The sequence below is a fragment of the Polyangium fumosum genome, assembly GCF_005144585.1.
In the GTDB taxonomy this organism is placed as follows: domain Bacteria; phylum Myxococcota_A; class Polyangia; order Polyangiales; family Polyangiaceae; genus Polyangium; species Polyangium fumosum.
Genome location: NZ_SSMQ01000015.1, coordinates 168,807 through 188,845 on the forward strand (window position 1 = coordinate 168,807; position 20,039 = coordinate 188,845).

Annotated in this window: 13 protein-coding genes; 7 read left to right on the plus strand and 6 right to left on the minus strand. The window is 69.0% G+C overall.

Annotated features, from left to right (window positions below; genetic code table 11):
• Positions 1–80: 80 nt before the first annotated feature.
• From E8A74_RS16880 to E8A74_RS16890, 3 genes are read left to right on the plus strand one after another with little or no spacing between them, the layout of a single operon-like run.
• On the plus strand, positions 81–1,112 hold the full coding sequence (locus tag E8A74_RS16880) for a sensor histidine kinase (RefSeq protein WP_232379602.1): 1,032 nt from the start codon (positions 81–83) through the stop codon (positions 1,110–1,112).
• The gene (locus E8A74_RS16885; RefSeq protein ID WP_136930039.1) at positions 1,109–1,855 is read left to right on the plus strand and encodes a LytR/AlgR family response regulator transcription factor; all 747 of its coding nucleotides are present in this window, start codon (positions 1,109–1,111) and stop codon (positions 1,853–1,855) included. The genes E8A74_RS16880 and E8A74_RS16885 overlap by 4 nt, the downstream gene beginning before the upstream one ends.
• 51 nt (positions 1,856–1,906) lie before the next feature.
• Entirely contained in the window at positions 1,907–3,064 is a 1,158-nt protein-coding gene (locus tag E8A74_RS16890) for a hypothetical protein (protein WP_136930040.1), read from the plus strand.
• A gap of 18 nt (positions 3,065–3,082) precedes the next feature.
• On the opposite strand, the gene E8A74_RS16895 is transcribed toward E8A74_RS16890, so the two are convergent.
• The 3 genes from E8A74_RS16895 to E8A74_RS16905 are packed head-to-tail and all read right to left on the minus strand — an operon-like array spanning position 3,083 to position 6,113.
• The gene (locus tag E8A74_RS16895) at positions 3,083–3,667 is read right to left on the minus strand and encodes a hypothetical protein (RefSeq protein ID WP_136930041.1); all 585 of its coding nucleotides are present in this window, start codon (positions 3,665–3,667) and stop codon (positions 3,083–3,085) included.
• A gap of 52 nt (positions 3,668–3,719) precedes the next feature.
• Positions 3,720–4,994 (minus strand): hemolysin family protein, encoded by a 1,275-nt coding sequence (locus tag E8A74_RS16900; RefSeq protein ID WP_136930042.1) that lies wholly within the window; start codon positions 4,992–4,994, stop codon positions 3,720–3,722.
• A gap of 48 nt (positions 4,995–5,042) precedes the next feature.
• Positions 5,043–6,113 carry a cation diffusion facilitator family transporter gene (locus E8A74_RS16905; protein ID WP_136930043.1) on the minus strand — a complete coding sequence of 357 codons (1,071 nt, stop codon included), beginning with the start codon at positions 6,111–6,113 and terminating at the stop codon, positions 5,043–5,045.
• Between the two features lie 111 nt (positions 6,114–6,224).
• Between E8A74_RS16905 and E8A74_RS16910 the strand changes: the two genes are divergently transcribed.
• A complete protein-coding gene (locus tag E8A74_RS16910; protein ID WP_136930044.1) occupies positions 6,225–6,659 on the plus strand; it encodes an STAS/SEC14 domain-containing protein in 435 nt (144 codons plus the stop codon).
• A gap of 21 nt (positions 6,660–6,680) precedes the next feature.
• Here E8A74_RS16910 and E8A74_RS16915 read toward each other — a convergent pair whose 3' ends face one another.
• From E8A74_RS16915 to E8A74_RS54780, 3 genes are all read right to left on the minus strand, one after another.
• Positions 6,681–8,741, minus strand: coding sequence for a phosphocholine-specific phospholipase C (locus tag E8A74_RS16915; RefSeq protein WP_136930045.1), 2,061 nt, complete (start codon positions 8,739–8,741; stop codon positions 6,681–6,683).
• Positions 8,742–8,890: 149 nt separating this feature from the next.
• Entirely contained in the window at positions 8,891–9,361 is a 471-nt protein-coding gene (locus E8A74_RS54775) for a Kazal-type serine protease inhibitor domain-containing protein (RefSeq protein WP_232379604.1), read from the minus strand.
• Between the two features lie 35 nt (positions 9,362–9,396).
• Positions 9,397–10,101 (minus strand): hypothetical protein, encoded by a 705-nt coding sequence (locus E8A74_RS54780; protein ID WP_136930046.1) that lies wholly within the window; start codon positions 10,099–10,101, stop codon positions 9,397–9,399.
• Between the two features lie 120 nt (positions 10,102–10,221).
• On the opposite strand from E8A74_RS54780, the gene E8A74_RS16930 reads away from it, so the two are divergent.
• From E8A74_RS16930 to E8A74_RS16940, 3 genes are all read left to right on the plus strand, one after another.
• A complete protein-coding gene (locus tag E8A74_RS16930; RefSeq protein ID WP_170229181.1) occupies positions 10,222–14,823 on the plus strand; it encodes a sigma 54-interacting transcriptional regulator in 4,602 nt (1,533 codons plus the stop codon).
• A 137-nt stretch (positions 14,824–14,960) separates the two neighbouring features.
• A complete protein-coding gene (locus E8A74_RS16935) occupies positions 14,961–19,643 on the plus strand; it encodes an RHS repeat domain-containing protein (RefSeq protein WP_136930048.1) in 4,683 nt (1,560 codons plus the stop codon).
• Positions 19,609–19,980: a type II toxin-antitoxin system PemK/MazF family toxin gene (locus E8A74_RS16940; protein ID WP_136930049.1), complete on the plus strand. Its 372-nt coding sequence runs from the start codon at positions 19,609–19,611 to the stop codon at positions 19,978–19,980. Before E8A74_RS16935 ends, E8A74_RS16940 begins: the two co-directional genes overlap by 35 nt.
• Positions 19,981–20,039: the final 59 nt, after the last annotated feature.

The window sequence follows — 20,039 nt, forward strand, 5'->3', positions numbered from 1 at the left end:
CGGTCGCGGCGCCGTGTCGAGCGGTCGCACGTTCCGCCGTGTCGCGAGATCGGCTATCACCTTCGCCAATGACGGCGAACGTGGCCTCTGGACCTGAAGAGCCTTCCGAGCCCCTCGCGCTCGCGACCCTGCGCGCCCTCGCCGCGCCGCGCCGCCTCGTCCCGATCCTCGTGGTGATCGTCTCGCTCCTCATCGCGCAGGCGCGCTCGGGCGGCTCGGCCTCGCTCGCGGTCGGCGTCGCGCTCTGCGCCTCGTTCACGCTGCTCGCGCCGGTCTCGTGGCGCGTGATCGCCGCCGATCGTCCCACGCTGCTTCGTATCCTCGTGTATGCGGCGCTCGGCGTGATCGTGGTCTTCGGCATCGGCGGCGTGATCCCTCGCTGGTTCCGCCTGCCGCCGAGCTTGCTCACCGCGCCGTGGAACCTGCTCAGCTCGCTCGCGCTCTACTGGGTCGGCGGCTGGGGGCTCGGTCGGGACATCGATCTCGAGGCGCGCCTCGTCGCCCAGCGAGCGCGCGCCGAGAAGCTCGCACGCGAGGCAGAACGCGCGCAGCTCCTCGCCCTCCGCGCGCACCTCGATCCCCATTTCCTTTTCAACACGCTGAACGCCATCGCCGAATGGTGCCGCGTCGACGGCGCGGTCGCCGAGCAGGCCGTGCTGCGCCTCGCGTCGATGCTGCGCGCGGTCCTCGCTGGCGTGCGCGCCGAATGGTGGCCGCTCGAGCAGGAACTCGCGCTCGTGCGCACGCTCTTCGAGCTCTTCAGCCTGCGTGATCCGTCGCGATTCACGGTCGTCACGGAGATCGATCCGGACGCCTCACCCTGGCCCGTGCCGCCGCTCGTGCTTTTGCCGCTCGCGGAAAACGCGATGAAACATGGCCCCGGCGCGGGGCACGAGGGAGAGGTGCGCCTCGTGATCCAATGCACGAAGGGCGCGCTCCGCATCACGCTCTCGAATCCGGGCCCCTACACGGGCCCGAGGTCGGGCAGCGACGGATTGCCTACGGTCGAGCGCCGGCTCGCGCTCGCCTACGACGGGCGCGCGCGCCTCGCGATCCGCGGCGAAGGCGACCACACGCGGGTCGATCTGGAGCTGCCGGAGGTGACCTCGTGACGGCGTTGCGGGTGCTCGTCGCCGACGATGAAAAGCTCGCGCGGGCGCGCCTCTTTCGGCTGCTCGGCGCGATCGAGGGCGTGGTGGTCGCGGGCGAGTGCGATCGCGGCGACGCCGTGCGCAAAGCCGTGCAGCAGGGCGGCATCGACGTGCTCCTGCTCGACATCGAGATGCCCGGCCTCACCGGGATCGAAGCGCTCCGCTTGTTGCCCGAGCCGCGGCCGTACGTGATTTTCTGCACCGCGCACGCCGAGTACGCCGTCAGCGCGTTCGAAGTGGGCGCGGTCGATTACTTGCTCAAACCCGTGGAGGCCGGGCGCCTGCAGATCGCCATCGAGCGCGCCCGCCGCATCGTCCACGCTGCCAAAACGGACGCCCCTCGCCCCGCCGCGCGGCGGCTCGCGATCGAGACCCGCGAGGGCGTGTTGCTCCTCGATCCCGCCGAGATCGCCTTCGCCGAGCTCGATGGCGCGCTCGTCACGATTGCGGCCGGCGGGCGGCGCGTGCTCACCGTCCTCTCGCTGGCCGCGCTGGAGGAGCGCCTGCCCGCGGACACCTTCGTCCGCGTCCATCGTCGCGCGCTCTTGAACCTCGAACACGTGAGCCTGCTCGAACCCACGCCCTCGGGCGGCTACCTCGCGCGCATGAAGGACGGCCAAGCGGTCGAGGTCTCTCGCCAGGCGGCGAGGGAGCTGCGCCGCGCGCTCGGGATCACGCGCGGGACGGGCAGCGACGAGGATTGATCCTCGTTGCTGCGCCGGACGACACTTCGCGATATCCTGCGAGGAGTCAAGATGACTTCACTTCGATCCCTTTGGGTGCTGATGGTCCCCCTCCTCGGCGGCTGCGTCACGAATCGCGAGCCGCCGCCGGTCCAGTACAGCGACGGTTTCTTCGCCGCGTTCGACCAGATGATGGACGACACGATGTCTCGGGGCACGCGGGGCGATCAGGCGCGCACGCTCGACGTCGAGTTTGCGCGTCGCGTGGACGAGGGTCCGGGGCCCGACGAGATCGTGGCCGTCGGAGCGACGTGGGACAAGGTGGAGGCCTTTCTCTCGATCGGGCTGCTCTCGGCGGATGTCATGGCGCCGATCGACGGCTCCGAGCAGAGCCGGGTGGACATCTTCGGGCACGCGGCGGACCGGGTGCTTCGAAGCGACCACGAGGCTATCGCGGCCTGGAACGAGACCGTTCGTTCCATGAACTTCCCCGACGATGTAAGAATGGAGCCGACGGGGGAGATCGTATGGGAATCCCTCTACCTCGTGCTCACCGCCTCGGAGCACGCTTCGCAGGAGGTCTGGATCGAACGCGGAGCCTGGGTCGAAGGAGCGTGGGTGCGCTCGGACGGGTATTACGAGCAGCTCTGGGTCGACGGATACTCCGAGTCCTTGTGGGAGGAAGGCGCCTGCTACGACGAATACGTCGACACGGAGTGCGAGACGTATTGGGTCGAGGCGTCCTGCTACGAGGTGTGGATCGACGACGGATACTGGGAGAGCTACTGCTCCGCGTACGACGACGAGGGCAACTGCGTGGAGTGGACCGACGAATGGGTGGACACGGGGTATTCGGAGACCCAGTGTGATCCGGGGTATTACGAAGAGGACTGTACCGACATCTACGAGACGGTCTGCGATCCGGGGCAATGGGTGGACGTCTGGACCGAGGGGCACTGGGTCGAGGGCGCGTGGATCCCCGGCGAGCTCTCCTGGGTGGAAGGATACTGGGCCGACACCTCGGGGTATGAGACCGTGGCGCTGCCGGCGCAGGAGGCGGAGATCCTCGCGGCGGGAATCAACTACGTGGCAGGGTTTGGCCCGGAACGCGTAGGCGGCGATTGTTACGCGGGGCTCGACGACGCCCTCGCGACAGGGGCCACGAGCGCGCCGGAGAACGCCGTGAAGCTTTCGAGGGACGCGATCCTGGCTTGCCTGTCACCACGCTGAGTCGAACCAATGGACGGCTCAGAATGCGCCTGCCACGCCGAGCACCGTATGCCCCTGCCGAACGTCGATCACCGGCGCGAGCGAGTCAACGAGGCGCGGGGGCCTTTGGGCCGTGCGCGGCGCGGGGGCCTCGTAGGTCGAGAGCGCTGCGGCGTCGATGACCACGCCGATCAGCGCGCCCAGGTAGCTCATGGCAATGCCGTATTCGAGGTAAAACCCATCGCATTTCTCGAAGATGCACGCGACCGGCAGGGAGAGGCCGAGGGCGGTCCCCGCGGCCCCGACGTTCATCCCGAGCACCGCGAATCCCCTGCCGACCCGCCCATGTTTCCAGTGCATGATGGGCCCGCTGAACACCATTCCGCTGAGCGAAAGCGGCCAGACATAAGGATGCACGCCGAAAAACACCGCTGGAACGGTCCCCACGCCGAGGGAGGCGCCGGCGATCGTCAGGGTTTGCCAGCCGTACCAGACCTCGCGTGACCCCTCGACGGACGGGAGGGCATACGCCGCCATCGGCGGTGCCGGCTCTGCGGCGGAGGCGGCCGTGGTGGCGGCGAGGGACGTCAGAAGGAATGCCAGACAAGCTCCGTGGGTTCGCATGTGACCTCACGAACGAGCGTCTCCGTCTGCGGAGCGAATGTCAACGCGCCTGCTACCGGGGAACGGGCGGCCTGATTCTCACCTGTTTGACGTGGCGTGGCGTGGCCTCGACGACCTCGAGGCTCGTCCCGTCCGGCGTTTCGAGCCGCGCCCCGACCGGGGGGATGCTTCGCGCGAGGTCGAGGACGAGCCCCGCGAGGGTCGAAAAGCCCTCGCCGGTGGGCAAATCGAGCCCGAGCTCGCGGTTCACGTCGTGCACCGGCGCGCTGCCGAGGACGAGGAACGTCCCATCCGGCTCGCGCCGCACGAGCTCCGGACCGGGCGCTTCATGTTCGCTGAAGACGTCGCCCACGAGCTCCTCGACGAGATCTTCGAGCGTGACGATGCCGCTCGTCGCGCCGAGCTCGTCGACCACGATGGCGAGCTGCGTGCGGCGATTCTTCATCGCGTCGAGCAAGGAGACCGCGCGCATGGTCTCCCCCACGAAATACGCGGGCCGCAAGACCTCTTTCACGGTGAACGGCGCTTCGCCCGAGGCGCGCGTGAAGACGTCCTTCACGTTCACATACCCGATGACGCGATCCAGATCCCCTTCGTACACCGGCATTCGGGTATACCCATGCGCGGCGACGACGCGGCGCACCTCGTCGAGCGGCGCATCGTGCGGCAGGCTCACCACGCGCGGGCGCGGGACCATGACCTGCACCGCAGACAGCTCGGGCAAATCGAACGCGCGGGCGGCGATCTCGCCTGCGCTCGGATCGAGCGAGCCGGCCTTCGCCGCCTCCCCGACGAGCTGCCGCAGCTCGTCCGGCGAGAGCCGCGCCTCGGTGAAGGTGGTTTTGTCCCCGACGAGGCGAAGCACGACGTTCGAGCTCGCGGTCAAGAACCAGACGAGCGGGCGCGCGAGCCAGGAGAGGCCGAGGAGCGGCTTCCCGATGAAAAGCGCATACGTCTCCGCGTAACGTAGCGCGAGCGACTTGGGCACGAGCTCGCCGAGGACGAGCGAGAGGTACGAAATCAGCACGACCACGAGGCCCAGCGCGAGGGCGTCCGCGTGGTCTCCGAGAAAGGGGACGCGCCGCAGCACGGGCGCGAGATCCGCGGAAAAGGTGGCGCCGCCGAACGCGCCCGCGAGTGCGCCGATGACGGTGATGCCGATCTGCACGGTGGCGAGGAACCGCTCGGGATCGTCGCGTAGATCTTTTACGGCGCGAGCGCGCTTGTTTTTCTCGGCCACGAGCTGATCGAGCCGGGAGCCCCGCAGGGCCACGACCGCGATCTCAGCACCGGCGAGGACACCGTTCACCAGCACGAGCGCGAGGATGACGAGGAGCTCGGTGACGAGGATGGCAACCTCCTTCGAGGAAGCCGATCAATCCCACATCGGAGCGCTTGGCGCCCGCGGAGGCGCGCGATCGTGCGTCGCTTCGGCGCGTCGCTCTTCGAGGTGATGGTCGACCTCGATATCGATGTGCCCCGCCTCCGGGATCACAGCGCGGACGGCCACCTCGATGGCGTCGATTTCGTCGCTGATGGCGCGGAGGGCGCCGTCCGCCACCGTCCGGAGCGTCGCTTCGCGTTCCACGCCCGAGAGGGCGCCGGGCTGCGGGGGCAACGCCTGATCGAGCCGCGCTGCGAGGAACGCCGGTTCGAACGTGACCTCGGCTTTGAGCTTGTAGAGCTCGGGCGTGATCCGCCGGCTCTTCACATCACGCACCCCGCGAACGCTGGGCCGCTCGCGCAGCACGCGGACGAACGTCTCCTCCACGCCGTCGGGGACGGCCATCCCAATGAGCAAACCGCGATTCTGCGTGACGAGGTGAATCGCGACGAACCCGAGGAGCAGGCCGACGAGGATGGACGCGATCGCGTCCCAGACCGGGCTCCCCGTGTGGTACGACGCGACGATGCCGGCCGCGGCGAGGAGCAGACCCAGCACGGCGGCGCCGTCTTCGAGCAGGATCGCCACCGACGCGGGATCCGCTTTTTCGCGCACGTACTGGAAGAACGGCATGCTCCCGCGCTGCGCGGCGATGCTCCGAACGGCGAAGAGCAGCGCGCTCCCCTCGATCAGGAACGAGAGCCCGAGGACTACGAACGTCACCACGTTCACCGAGGTCGGGTGAGGATCCCGCAGCCCCTCGATGCCGTGGTACACGGTGACGCCGCAGCCGATGAAAAAAATGCCGGCGGCCGAGAGCAAACCGAACACGAAGCGCTCGCCGCCGTATCCATAAGGGAATTCTTCGTCGCCTTGACGCGCGCCGCGCTTCAGCCCGATGAAGAGCAAGAGCTGGTTGCCCGTGTCCGCAGCGCTGTGGATGGCCTCGGAGAGCATCGCGCCCGAGCCGGACAGGAAAAAGGCCACGAACTTGAGGAGCGTCACCAGCGTGTTCGCGGCGAGCGCGGCCATCACGGCGGGCAAGGAGGAAGGAGTCGCCATCGGTGTTCCTCTGCATCCCAGCGCGGGACGGCCTCCCGGTCAAGCCACGCCCGCAGGTACGAGGAAGGAAAATGCTGTACGCGGGGCGCTCTGTTTGCGTACAACGGCGGGATGAGCCCTCCGCTCGAGTGGATGTGCGGGAAGCAACGCTTATGGCTGGAGGCCCCGGATTTCCTGTGCATGGAGATGCACGGCACGTTGGATGTCGCGGAGGTGGATGCGTACAAGAGCCTCGTGTACGAGCTCGGCGACCGCTACGGCACGTTCGCCTTCCTCGTAGACATGCGCGACCTCGAAAGCATCCCTCCCGATGCGCGGTCGAAGCTCTCTCGGGCCGCTCGTCCGTATCCGTACCGCGCCATCGCCGTTCATGGCACGAGCTTCACGCTCGGAATCGTGGCGGCGATGGTCGTCAAAGCGGGCCGCGCGCTCGCCCCTCACGCTTTTCCATTCGAGCTCGCTTTTTTCAAGACGGAGGCCCAGGCCCGCGCGCAACTCGTCCCTTTCCGCGATCCGCCACCGCTGCGCCAAGGACCGCGGCGGTGACGAGAGCCCCCTTCGCCGCGTTCACCCGGGCGTCCCCATCGCTGGATCGGTGATCGACGGCTCTCCATTTTCGATGCGCCCCGCGACACGACGATGGAAAGACGCCTCCCCCTCCACGGTCACCGAGAAATCATACCAGCGGCCGCTCGGGGATACGTCAAACCACGCGTCCGCCGTGCCCATCGCATCGACATCGAGCGTCGCGCCCTCCTTCGTGTACGCGCGTGGCGTCACGAGGAAGCGGCGCATGGCCGCCCCCGCATTCGTGCAGCGTATCCCGAGCCGTGACCCGGCCACGTCGTACATCGTCTCGATTTCGATCCCGCCCTGCGACCCCGCATCCACGAAATCACGATGGAAGCCGTTCGGCCCGAGCACGAAGAGCGAATATTGCTGCCCGGTCGCCGGCCAACGCCCTTCGAGGGATTTGCCTGCTTCCACGGCATAACGCCGCGGGATCTCCGTGAGCGCGAGCCGGTCGTACACGTGGAACACGGCCCCTGCGTTGCCGGTGTTCACGAAGGTCAGCACGGCCTCGTCCTCGTCGATCACGCACCGGACCTCGAGCTCGTAGGGCAGCGCGCGCGACGGCCGAGTCCCTGTCTCTTGCTGCGGGAGCGAGCCGTTTTCCCCCGTCGGGACCGTCACCTGCGCGAGCGTCTCCTGCTCCGCGCGGAGGGCATCGGCCTCTTCCTGCGTGAGGCTCGGCAATGCGGGCAGGTCTTCGTCGTTCGGCGTCACGAAATCGAACGCCGAGAGGAGATCGCCGCACATCGCGCGCCGGTAGGGGCTGATGTTGGGCTCTTTCACACCGAATCGAGCTTCGAGGAAGCGCAAGATCGACGTGTGATCGAAGGTCTCGGAGCAGACGAACCCGCCCCGGCTCCATGGCGAGACGACCCACATGGGAACACGCACGCCGGGCCCGTGCGGGTGACCTCCGAGCGGCTCGGTGAGCGTATCGTCATAACGCTCTCCCGTATCGTCCACGGTGCTCGCCCCCATGAGCACGCCGTCGTCACGCCGCGAGGGAGCACAAGGCGGCGGCACGTGATCAAAAAAGCCGTCGTTTTCGTCGAACGTGACGAAAAGCACCGTCTTGCTGAAGACCTCGGGATTCTCGATGAGCGCCTCGAGGACCTGCTGCACGTACCAGGCGCCCTGCACGGGGCTCGACGGGCCCGGATGCTCGGAGTAATCCGCCGGCCCGACGATCCACGAGACGCGCGGCAAGCGCCCCGCGAGCACGTCTTCCCGAAACCCATCGAGGTTCTGATTCGAAAGCCTCGACGCGATGCCCTTCTTGAAGAGCGGCGATTCCTGGTCCTCGAAGAACGCCTGTCGGAACGAGCGGAAGCCGATGAGCGGGTTGTCCGAGAAATTGTCGGTATAGTCCTGATAGACGAGCCACGAAATCCCCGCTTCTTCGAGCCGCTCGGCGTACGTCTTCCAGGTGTAGCCCGATTCAATGGCGCCCAGGAAATCGTGCGAGTTGTCGATGGCCGGGCCGCCGTGCTGGCCGAGGCTGTCGATGGTGCCAGTGAACGCGAAAAGGCGGTTCGGGTTCGTGCTGGTGTGGGCGCCGCAGAAGTACGCGTCGCAGACCGTGAACGCCTCGGCGAGCGCGAACTGGAATTCGAGCTCGGCGCGCTTGTAGTACCCCATCGACTGCGGCGCTTTCCACGCGGGCCATTGGCCGTACCGGCCGTGATCCCAGGCTTCGTGTCCGTCGACGAAGCTATGAGGCGTGCCCTCCACGCGCTGGGCGTTGCCGGCCGTCGAGTCGAGGTGATAGGGCAGGATCACCTCCGCGCCGTTGCGCTGCCGAAAGACGCTCTCCTCTTCCGCCTGGGGAATGGTGAACCGGTCCCCGAAGCCACGCACGCCGCGCATCGTGCCGAAATAGTGGTCGAACGAGCGGTTCTCCTGGAGGAGGATCACCACGTGCTCGACGTCCATGATCGAGCGTGTCCTCACGTGGGCCGGGATCTCGACCGCCTTCTCGATGCAGCCCGGGAAGGCCCAACCGCTCGCGGCAAGGCTGCTCACCTGAAGAAAGGAACGCCTGCTCAGCTTCGACACGGAAGACCTCCAACCAAGACGTCCCGGGAGACTATCCCGGCTGGAGGACTTCTCAAGGTCGAAGCAGCCCCGCGCCGCGCGTTCGCGAACCTGTCACATTCCGTCCAACCACGCGTCGTGGGGCGGATGCCGGGGCCGTCGTGTCGAGGTCAGGGGCAGCTCCCCGCCGACGCGACGCTCGTACCGGCGGCATTCGCGGTACACGCATTGGAATGCGTCTGGCCGTCGCATCCGCACACCGGATCGTAGTTATGGTCGCACGCTTCGGGCCTGGGCTTGCAGGTCCCGAGCTGATCGATGATCGCCCCGCACATCGTGTCGATCGGGAAGTCGCAGAAAAACCCTTCTTCACACGGCATGCCGGCTTCTTCGCTGCACAACGTGTCGCCGACGACCACGCAGTCGCCGTCGTCGACCACACAGAAATCGTCGCACGTGCCGTCGTCGTACCAGCCTTCGAGGGCGCAGACGTCGGTGCCTTCCTTCGTGACGCCGTTCATCGCGCGGGCCTCGTCCTTGGTGTAGCCCGTTTGCTCGCCGCCCGAATCGACGTGGACTCCGCAGGCAGGCAAAACGAGGACCGCGAGCGTGAGGACGGCGAGCGTATTCGATCGAAACATGGGGGTTCTCCTTCTGTAGGGAATCACTTGGGTGTTCAGGGGATGACGAAAAGCGTGAGGGGACGGCGATCGCGAACGGCGCCGGTCGTCTCGACGAAGAGCACGTCGACGCGCTCTCCCGCCGGGGCGCCAACGTCGACCGTGATCGTCTCGGCGCCCCCCGGCGCGAGGACGAACGGCGCCGTCGGCGTGAAGCCGAATGCGGCGGTCCCGCGGCGGAGGCGCGGCGCGAGGAACGAGAGTTCGTCCGGGCATTCATTGCGGACGACGAGGGTTTCCGTATCGCCCGCTCCGGTGAACGCGAGGGAAAGCGCCGGCTCGATCACGAGGCAATCGGAGAGGGGCCGCGGACCCGGCTGGAACGTGGCGCCGCCGGGGCTCAGGACGAGGTCGACGGGGTTCGAGCGACCGCCGCCGGGCCCCACGATCTCGACGCGGAATTCATGCATTTCTGCGCCGGGAACCGTGATGTCAAAACTCCCATCCGCGGCGACCTTCCCCACGAACGGCGGATCCGCCGTGTCCAGGTTCGTGACGACGACGTTGGCTTCGGGCGGCGCGGCCGCGCCGGGCTCGCCCTTGAAACGCACGGTCTCCGACATGTCCATGGGCCCGCCGGGCGAGATGAGATCCGCGAGGAGCGTGGGTTCTTCGGGAGGCGTCGGCTGGGGGCTCACGATGCACGCCCCAAGCGCGAACGACGCAGCGAGCAGACGAAGAAGCACGCGACCGGAAATCATGCGCGGGCCCCTTAGCAGGCGGCGTACCAAGGCCACGCCACGCGGAAACCATGCGCATTTGCGGGGGAGAACGCGCGGTTCCCCTCTCGAAAAGTGTCTCGTTGTGACACTGAGACATCTGTGAGACACTTTGCGGGCTTGGTCGTCCCGGGAGAGATCCTCGCCCACCGCTATCGGATCGTCGCGACGCTCGGCGAGGGCGGCCTCGCGCGGACGTTCCTCGCGAAAGACCTCGTCCTCGAAACCCACGTCGCGCTGAAGGTGCTGCGGCGCGCGGAGGACGAATGGGCGCTCCGCGCAGAGCTCGGCTATCTGGCCGGCCTCGTCCACCCGCACCTCGTCCGCGTGCTCGATTTCGGGTCGTTGCCGCGGGACGGCGAGAACTCCGCGCTGCATTACCTCGCGACCGAGGTCATCGAAGGGCGCGAGCTCGATCGGGCCGCGCCTGCATTCGAAGCGCTCCGCGCGCCGCTCGTCGATGCCCTCTCCGCGCTCGCGTTCCTGCATCACCTCGGGCTCAGGCACGGCGATTTCAAGCCTGCAAACGTGCTCGTCGACGCGCGTGGTCGCGGCGTGCTGCTCGATCTGTCGTGCGCCGGCCGGCTCGGGAGGGCGGCGGCGCCGAGCGGGACGCCGCGCTTCATCGCGCCCGAGGTTCTACGTGGAGAACGCGCCGATGTGCGCAGCGATCTCTATGCCGTCGGCGTCACGTTGCGCGAGCTCGCGCGCGGGCACGAGCTGCCGCCTTTGGTGGAGCGCCTCGCGTGCCGGCTCGTCGACCCGGATCCCGCTGCGCGTCCCGCCTCCGCGGAGGAGGTCATCGAAGCGCTCGGCGGGCACGCATCCTGGGTGCGCGTGCCGCCGCGGGATGCGCCGCGGCTCGTGGGTCGCGAGGCCGAGCTCGGTCGTCTCGTCGGGCTCCTCGATCGCCTCGAAGCAGGGCTCGCCGGGCTACGCGTGGCGGTCGTTCGTGGTCCCGAAGGCGCAGGGAGGAGCCGGCTGCTGCGCGAGCTCAAGTGGATCGCACAGACGCGGGTGGCGACGGTCGAAGCCATCGCCACGACGCGGCGTCCGTTCGGATCCCTCGTGGAGCGCGCCGCCTCCGCGCCGCTCGCCGAAGGAGGCCTGCGCGCCGCGCTCGAAGCACGGGATCGGCTGGTTCGTCGGGGCACACCGGTGGCGCTGCTCGTGGACGACGTCCACCTCCTGCCCGACGACGACCGCGAAGCGCTCTCGGCCCTCGCGCGGTCGCTCGATCCAGCCGATCCGGTGCTCGTCGTCGTCACTGAAATCGATCACGCGAAGGGCGTGCTTCTGGGCGACGCGCCCGCCGGCTGCGAGGAAATCGCGCTCGGGCCGCTCCCGGCGCACGCGGTGAAGCAATGGATGCTGGACGTGGGTCTCTCCGGCGTCGAGGCGGAGCTCTGCACGGCCACGGGCGGGCACCCCGCGGCGATCGCCGACGTCGTCGCGGAGATCCAGGCCGGCACCGCCGCGGAGGGCGAACTCGATCGTGCGGTGAGGAAAGGCAGGTCCGCTCGCAACGAGGCGATCCGCGAGACCCACGCGTCGATCGCCGCGTCGTTCGACGCACGCGTGGCCGATGCCACGGCGTCGGCCGAAGAACGCATCGAGGCGGCAGGGCAGGCCGTGCGGCACTGGGCGCTCGCGGGACGAACGGCCGCGTCCGCGCGTCGGCTCGCGGAGCACAGGGCAGACGCAGTGAGGCATCCACGCGTGTTCCGGGGTGCGGCCGAGGCCGTGCTCGACGCCGAACACGCCGACGACGAGGCGTGGCACCTCGCCGTGCGTGTCATCGAACTCGCCGGCAATCCGGCCCGCGCGCGCGAGGCGATCGAACGAAGGCTGCCACGCCTCCGAAAAGGAGCGCGGCGCGGCGGCGCGCTCCTCACGCTCGCGAGTTGCCTCGCGCAGCAGGGAGAGGCGCAGCGGGCGCTCACGGTCCTCGCAGAGGCCGCGCGCGCGCCGCTCGACGCGGTGGACCAGGCGCGGCGCGCGGATCTCGAAGCGCGCGCGCTCACGCGGCTCGGGCGCCACGCGGAGGCGCGCGGGGTCGCCGAGGCTGCGCTCGCCGCCGCGCCCGCGCTGCCGGATGACGACGTGCGCGCCGATCTCCTGGAGGATCTCGTCGTCGCCGCGACCCACCTCGGTGATCTCCGCACGGCGCGCCATTTCTTGGAGCTTCTCTCGGCCGCCGCGACCGAGCGCTCGCCGCGGCGTTTGCTCCGCGCGCGGAGCTATCGCGCCATTCACGACTACCGCGCGGGCGACGTCCGCGCGGCGCTCGCCGGCCACCACGAGGCGCTCTGGATCGCGGAGGAGCACGGCCTGAGCGACGCCATCGCGCGGACGTGCTCGAACCTCGGCACGGCGTGTCACCAGCTTGGCAGGTTCGCGGAGGCCCTCGAAGCCTACGAGCGCGGCGCGCGGGTCAGCCGCGCGCTCGGCCAGCAAGACGTCGGCCTCCTGTTCGCCTCGAACCTCGCGAAGTTGTGGGCCGACGTCGGCGCGTTCGAGCGCGGCCTCCGCACAGCGACACGCACCGAGGCAGACGCCACGGCCGCCGGGCTCGTGGCCATCGCCGCAGCGGCCGCCTCGGCAGTCGGAGAGAATGCGCTGGGCCTCGGGGATCTCGCGCTCGCCCGCGACGCCGCCGAACGGGCCCGCGTGGCCTTCGGCCGGCTCGGCATGACGCGCGAGGCGGCCGAAGTCGCGCTCGAACGCGCCGAGATCGAGCTCGCGGCCGGCGACCTCCCGGCCGGCGCACGCGCCCTCGATGCAGTGGCCGCCGAGGCGCGCGAGGCGCCCGATGTCGCAGCACGCGAAGCCCTCGGGCGGGCGGAGCTCGACCGCCTGCGTGGTCGACCGGCCGGCGAGCACCATCGGCTCGAAGAAGCGCTCGACTTCGCCGAGCGCGCGGGGCAGCCCGATCTCGTCGCCGTCTGCACGAGCCGGCTCGCCGCCGCGCTCGACCATGCCGGCGAACGCGCGCGCGCCTCGACGCTCCGCGCCCGCGCGGACGCGCTCTGGGAGGAAGTCGTCGCGGGCCTCGCCCCCGAGCTTCGGAGCGCATTTTTCGCCCATCCACGACGGCGAACGCGGGCGCCTGTCCCGCGCCACGCCGCCGAGGCGCCCGAGGGACGCGCGGACAAACTCACGCGCTTGCTCGACCTTTACCGAAAGCTCAATGGCACCGACGAGGCGAGCGGCATCCTCGTGATGGCGCTCGACGCCGCGATCGAGCTGACGGGCGCCGAACGAGGGTTCCTCGTGCTCGAAGACCCGCGCTCGGGAGCGCTGCACGTGCCTGCCGCGCGCAACGTCGATCGCGAACAGATCGGCAAGAGCCACCTCAAATACAGCCGCTCGATCGCCGAGAAAGCCATGCGAACGGCCCAGCCCGTCTGCACCGCCGACGCGCGCGAGGACGAACGTTTCCGGGACAATGCCTCCGTGCACGCCATGCGCCTCCGCTCCGTCATGGCCGTCCCGATCCGATCCCCCGACGGCGTGATCGGCGCGCTGTACCTCGACAATCGTTTCACCGAGGCGAGGTTTCGCGAGGCCGACATCGACCTGCTCCTCGGCTTCGCCGATCATGTCGCGCTCGTCCTCCGGCGCGCGCGCCTCATCGACGATCTCCGGCGCCGCACCGAAGAGCTCGAAGCCGAGCGCAGCAAGGTCGAGGAGCTGGCGCGGCTCCAGGCCGCCGAGATCGTACGCCTCGGCGACGAGGTGCGCGCGAAGCAGGAGGCGCTCGACCATCGCCACGACGATCGGGGAATGGTCGGCCGCAGCCCTGCCCTCCGCCGCGTGCTCGCGACGCTCGACCGCGTCGTCGCGTCGCCGCTGCCGGTGCTCGTCCTCGGCGAGAGCGGCACCGGCAAGGAGCTCGTCGCTCGCGCCGTGCACGACGCGAGCCCGCGCCGAACGGGCCCTTTCGTGGGGATCAACTGCGCGGCCTTGCCGGCGAGCCTGCTCGAAGCGGAGCTCTTTGGCCACAAACGAGGCGCCTTCACCGGCGCGGATCGTGACCGCGCGGGCCTCATGGTGGCGGCGTCGGGCGGGACGCTTTTCCTCGACGAACTCGGCGAAATGCCCCTCGAAGTGCAGGCCAAATTGCTCCGCGTCCTGCAGGAGCGCGTGGTGCGCCCCCTCGGCAGCGACACCACGGTCCCCGTCGATTTTCGGCTCGTCTGCGCGACGAACCGCACCCTCCGGGCCGAGGTGCGTTTCGGCCGCTTTCGCGAGGACCTTTATTACCGCGTCGGCGTCGTGGAGGTCACGCTCCCGCCCCTTCGCGACCGGCTCGAAGATCTGCCGGAGCTCGCGGCCCACCTCGTCGCGCGCGCGTCCCGCGAGCTCGGCAGGCCCGCGCCGCGCATCACGCCCTCGGCAATGCGCGTGCTGCTCGCCCATTCCTGGCCCGGCAACGTGCGCGAGCTCGAAAACGTGCTCATGAAGGCGATCGTGCTCGCCGAGGGCGACGTGATCCGGCCCGGGGATCTCGGCCTCGGGGACGCGCGGCCCTTTTCCGCGCAGCGGATCGAGCGGCCGCGCGGGGATGCCGAGCGCGAGGCTATTCTCCGCGCGCTCGCCGACAGCGGCTGGAATGCCGCGCTGGCGGCACGATCCCTCGCCATTCCACGAGCGACCTTCTATCGTCGCCTCGAACGTTATGGCATCACGCGACCCCGGTGATCCCGGTCGCGCAAAGCAACGCCGCAGCGCGTAATTCTGGTTGACACGCTGGCTTACCTGCATCCAGATGCGGGCGAGATCGGCGCCTGCCTCGGTCCGAAGGCCTGGGGCGGCAATCATCCTGCGAGGAAACTGGCATGTCTACGGTTTGGCGCGCGTCCTGCTCCCTCGGGTCCTTGGTTCGATCGCGGCCGCGCACGGCGCGCACGGCCCTGTGGTTGGCGCTGACGAGCGCCTCGCTCGGGTGTACGAGCGCAGAGCGGCCCGGGGGCGGCGCGCAGGCGACGGATGCGCCCCCGAGCCAGGCGCCTGCGTCCGCTGCGGGGCCGCTCGGGCTCGGTGATGTCATGCGACGTGTCCACTTCGCATTTCGTCCCGAAGGAGATTCGTTCCGCGGCGGCCACACGACGTATGCCGTGCGCGCGGATGCGCGCTCGTTCGAGGTCGCGCCGTACCAACCCGCCGGGGAGGGGCCCGGGCGCGAGGCCGTGAAAGGCGCCGCGTTCGTCGCCACCCTGACGTCGATCGAGCGCGGCGGCGTATCCTTGCAGGGCGCGCGCGGCGCGCGCGCGGACCTCGATCCGAGCGCGCGTGTCGCCATCACGCACGGCGACGTGATCGAGCACCTCGAAAACACCGACCAGGGCGTCGAGCAGAGTTTTTCCTTTGCGAAAAAGCCCGAGGGCCGCGGGGATCTCGAGGTCCGGATCGCGGTCTCGGGAGAGATGTTCACGAAGGAGACCGAGACGGGCCTTCATTTCGTGGATCCGGCGACAGGGCTCGGCGTCCGGTACGGCCTCGCGACGTGGATCGACGCCCGCGGGCAAAAAACCGCGGTGCCCGTTGATTTCGAGGCGGGGCACATCGTCTTGCGGGTCCCGGAGCAGGCGCTCGACGAGGGCGCGTTTCCAGCCGTCCTCGACCCGGTCATCGGCCCCGAGTTCGGGATCGACCAGGAAATTCAGGGCGGAGCTCCGGGAACGCAAACGGAGGCGGCCGTCGCCTACGGCGCCGGGAAATTCCTCGTCGTCTGGCGTGACGGGCGTACCGGCACGGATGACCTGTATGGGGTTCGTGTCTCCAGCGCGGGGACGATCCTCGATACCTCCGGAGTCCTGATCTCCGGCGCGGCCGGCGTGCAGCAGAAGCCCGACGTCGCCTTCGACGGGACGAACTGGCTGGTCACGTGGACCGACGCGCGGCAAGATTCATCGAACGACATCTACGCCGCGCGCGTGAGCGACAGCGGCGCCGTGCTCGATCCCAACGGCATTCCGATCGCCGCGACGACCATGATGGGGGCCGAGGGGCCGGCCGCCGTGACGTTCGGCGGGACGAACTACCTCGTCGCCTACCGGCGGGGCTACGGCCTCTACGGCCGCCTCGTCGCGCCGAGCGGGGCGATGAACCCGGAGTTCACGATTGCGCCGCCCAGTGTCTACCTCAATGACATCAGCGTCGCGTTCAATGGAGCGAACTACCTGGTGGTGTTCGACAACGTTAGCAGCAGCACCGATGTCGTCCACGGCCGCCGTATCACACCTTCGGGCGTGGTGCTCGACGCGTCGAACCTCACCCTCTGTTATTATTGCAATACGAGCGACCTCGACGTCGCTTCCGATGGCACGAACTGGTTCGCCGTATGGCGGGACAGCGGCATCTACGGCCAGCGCATCACGAATGCGGGCGCGATGCTCGATTCCAGCTCCGGCAAGTACCTCGCAGAGAACGGCTCTGGCTTGTCGGTGGTCTTCGCGGGCAGCGGGTACGGCGTGTTCGCGGAGACGAGCGGCGAGATCTACGGCCTCTTGGTCGATTCGCTCGGCAACGTGACGACCCCGAAGACGGCCCTCGTCGGGGAGCCTGGCTCGAGCACGCTCGCGGCCGCGGCGTACGACGGGACGAACTTCTTTCTCGCCTTCCGCGATACACGGCTCACGAGCTCCTACAACCCAGCCGACGTCTTTGGGTTGCGCGTCTCCCCCACGTTCACGAAGGTCGATGCGACGAGCCAGCTCCTCTCCCGCGCGGCGAACGCGGAGGTACGTCCGGCCGTGGCCTACAACGGGACGAATTATCTCGCGGTATGGGAGGATCGGCGCCCGGGCGCGACCGCGGACATCTATGGGGCTCGCTTGACGACGAGCGGGACGGTGCTCGATCCGAGCGGGATCGCGATTTCGCAAGCCACGGGCAGCGAATACTATCCCTCGGTCGCCTCGCTCGGCGCCGATTGGCTCGTCGCCTGGACCGATGGCCGCGCCGGCAACGACGACGTCTACGCCGCGCGCGTCGGCGGCGACGGGAGCGTGCTGGATCCGTCGGGGCTGCCGATCGCGACCGCCACCGGCAGCCAGAGCTCCCCCGCGGTCTCGTCGGATGGAACGAACTGGCTCGTCACATGGCAAGACGGCGTGAGCGCCGAAATCTGGGCGAGCCGCATCTCCCCGACCGCGACGAAGCTCGATGCGACGGGCATTCAAATCTCGTCGAGTGGCGGCTCGTCGTCCGCGGTCGCCTTCAACGGGACGAACTACCTCATCGCATGGGCGAGGCCCGGTGCGCCCACGTTCGACATCGCAGGCGCGCGCTTGACGCCGGCCGGCGTCGTGCTCGACACGGGCAATTTCGCCATCAACATCGCAGCCACCGCGTCGTCCGAGTGGAACCCCGGCGTGACGTCGAACGGCGCCGACTGGCTGGTCACGTGGGACAACGGCGCCGACGTTCGGGGCGCGCGCGTCGATGGCAGCGGCGCCGTGCTCGATCCGATGGGAATCGGCATCTCCACGGCGACAAACCGGCAAGCCGAAGCGCGACCGATCTGGGACGGCACGCAATACTGGGTCGTTTGGGAAGACGAACGCGCGGCGGGCGGTCGCCAGGATCTCTATGGCGCGCGCCTCACGCCCGGCGGCGTTGTGACGGACACGACGGGCATCGTCCTCGCGAATGATCCAGCGCAAAACGAGCTCGCCCCCGCGATTGCCGCAGGCCCCTCCAAGGAGGCGCTGCTCGTCTACCACCGCTTCGACACCGCGCAGCCGCATGGCGCCGATCGGGTCTGGGCCCGCCTCGTCTCGGATCCGACGCTCGGCGTGAATGGCGTCTCCTGCCAGACCGGCGCCCAGTGCGCGAGCGGATCGTGCGTCGACGGGGTCTGCTGCGACACGGCGTGTAATGGCGCCTGCGTGGCCTGCACGGCGGCGAAGAAGGGCGGCGGCGTCGACGGCGAATGTGGTTCCATCACGATGGGCGCGGACCCGGACGACGAGTGCGCGAACCAGGCCGGAAGCTCCTGCGGCACGACGGGGAGCTGCAATGGCGCGGGCGCCTGCCAGCTCCACGCCCAGGGCACGCCGTGCGGAGCCGTGTGCGTGGGGGATGCCGCGCAGTCGAACACGTGCAATGGAATGGGCACGTGTGCCGCCGCGGGCGCCGCCACGAATTGCGCGCCGTATGCCTGCGTGGCGGGGGCGTGCAAGACGACCTGCACGGCGAACGCCGATTGCACGGCGAGCAACCAGTGCGTCGGCGGCGTCTGCGGCAAGCTCGAGCCGAACGGCGCGGCGTGCACGAGCGACGTCTGGTGCCAATCGGGCGCTTGCGTCGACGGCGTCTGCTGCAACACGGCCTGCACCGGCCTTTGCGAGGCGTGTACCACGGCGAAAAAGGGCGCCGGCGCGAACGGCGTGTGCGGGCCCATCACGAGCGGGACGGATCCCGAGAATGAATGCGCGCTCGAAGCTGCCGGGAGCTGCGGGCAGAATGGCCAATGCAACGGCGCGGGTGCCTGCCAGCTCCATCCGCAGGGGACCTCCTGCGGGGCCTCGCTTTGCCAGGGGAACGTCGTCAAGGGGCAGATCTGCGACGGCATGGGCCAGTGCGTGACCGAGCCGGCGGGGAAGGACTGCGCGCCCTACGTTTGCTCGGCGGGATCGTGCAAGAACCCGTGCGCGAACGACAACGAATGCCTGGCCGGCACCCTCTGCCTCAACGGCGCCTGCAAGCCCCCGGGCATGCCGGGTGTCCCCTGCTCGACCGGCGCCGCGTGTAGCTCGGGCTTCTGCGTCGACGGCATCTGCTGCGACACGGCCTGCGCGGGATCTTGCGAGGCCTGCACGGCCGCCAAGAAAGGCCAGGGGGCCGACGGGCAATGCCAGCCCATCAAGATGGGCACGGATCCCGACGACGAGTGCGCGGCGCAGCCGCCTTCGAGCTGCGGGCTCGACGGGCAATGCAACGGGGCCGGCGATTGCGCGATGTATGCGGCGGGCACGTCGTGCGCGGCGGGCTCCTGCGAGGGCACGACGCAGACGAGCCCCTCGCAATGTGATGGGAGCGGGACATGCGCCCCGGGATCGCAGACGAACTGCGTGGAAGGATATACGTGCGTCGCGGACAAGTGCGCCACGAGCTGCACGGACGACACGGCGTGCGCCCCGGGCTACGTGTGCAATGTCGCGATGAAATGGTGTGAGGCCATGGTTCAGGCCGGATCGAGCAGCAGCTCCGGTGCCGGCGGCGGCACGAGCAGCTCCAGCGCAGGCGGCTCCGATCCCGGCGCCGGTGGCTCCCATCCGGGCGCGGGTGGTTCAAACCCTGGCGCAGGCGGCGCAGGCGGCGATTCTTCCGGCACCGGCGGGCGTGATTCCGCGGGCGAGGAGGGTTGTGGATGCAAGGTCGCGGGCGCGCCCCGCGCGGCGTCCCTCGCGCCGAGCGCGCTGATCGCGTGGGCCCTGGGCATCGTTTTGCGCCGGCGCGTGCGCAGGAACAGGAAGGGGCATGGGTACGGGTCCAGCGCTGATCAACCGAGGTGACCTGTTCTGGCTCGAACCGGATGAATCACGCGGGTCCGTCCCGGGCTATGTTCATCCGCATGTGGTGGTGCAGGACGATGTCTTCAACCATTCACGCATCCACACCGTGGTCGTGTGTGCATTGACGTCGAACCTGCACCGGGCCCACGAGCCCGGGAACGTGCTGCTCGACGAGGAGGAAGGCAACCTGCCCAAGCGGAGCGTCGTGGTCGTGTCGCAAATCTCTTCGGTGGAGAAGGCCCGGCTCGGCGAGCGCATCGGGGCGCTCTCCGATGAGCGGGTCGAACAGATTCTATCGGGCCTGCGATTTCAGCAGTCGTCGTTCTTCCCTCGGTAGCTCCCCTCCCCTTGTGGGGCTACTTCGCGCAAGCATGGCGGCAAGGGTGGCTGCTGCTG

Coding starts and splice junctions, on each gene's coding strand:
- E8A74_RS16890 (WP_136930040.1), top strand. CDS start 1,907: ATGACTTCACTTCGATCCCTTTGGGTGCTGATGGTCCCCCTCCTCGGC.
- E8A74_RS16895 (WP_136930041.1), bottom strand. CDS start 3,667: ATGCGAACCCACGGAGCTTGTCTGGCATTCCTTCTGACGTCCCTCGCC.
- E8A74_RS16905 (WP_136930043.1), bottom strand. CDS start 6,113: ATGGCGACTCCTTCCTCCTTGCCCGCCGTGATGGCCGCGCTCGCCGCG.
- E8A74_RS16910 (WP_136930044.1), top strand. CDS start 6,225: ATGAGCCCTCCGCTCGAGTGGATGTGCGGGAAGCAACGCTTATGGCTG.
- E8A74_RS54775 (WP_232379604.1), bottom strand. CDS start 9,361: ATGTTTCGATCGAATACGCTCGCCGTCCTCACGCTCGCGGTCCTCGTT.
- E8A74_RS54780 (WP_136930046.1), bottom strand. CDS start 10,101: ATGATTTCCGGTCGCGTGCTTCTTCGTCTGCTCGCTGCGTCGTTCGCG.
- E8A74_RS16935 (WP_136930048.1), top strand. CDS start 14,961: ATGTCTACGGTTTGGCGCGCGTCCTGCTCCCTCGGGTCCTTGGTTCGA.
- E8A74_RS16940 (WP_136930049.1), top strand. CDS start 19,609: ATGGGTACGGGTCCAGCGCTGATCAACCGAGGTGACCTGTTCTGGCTC.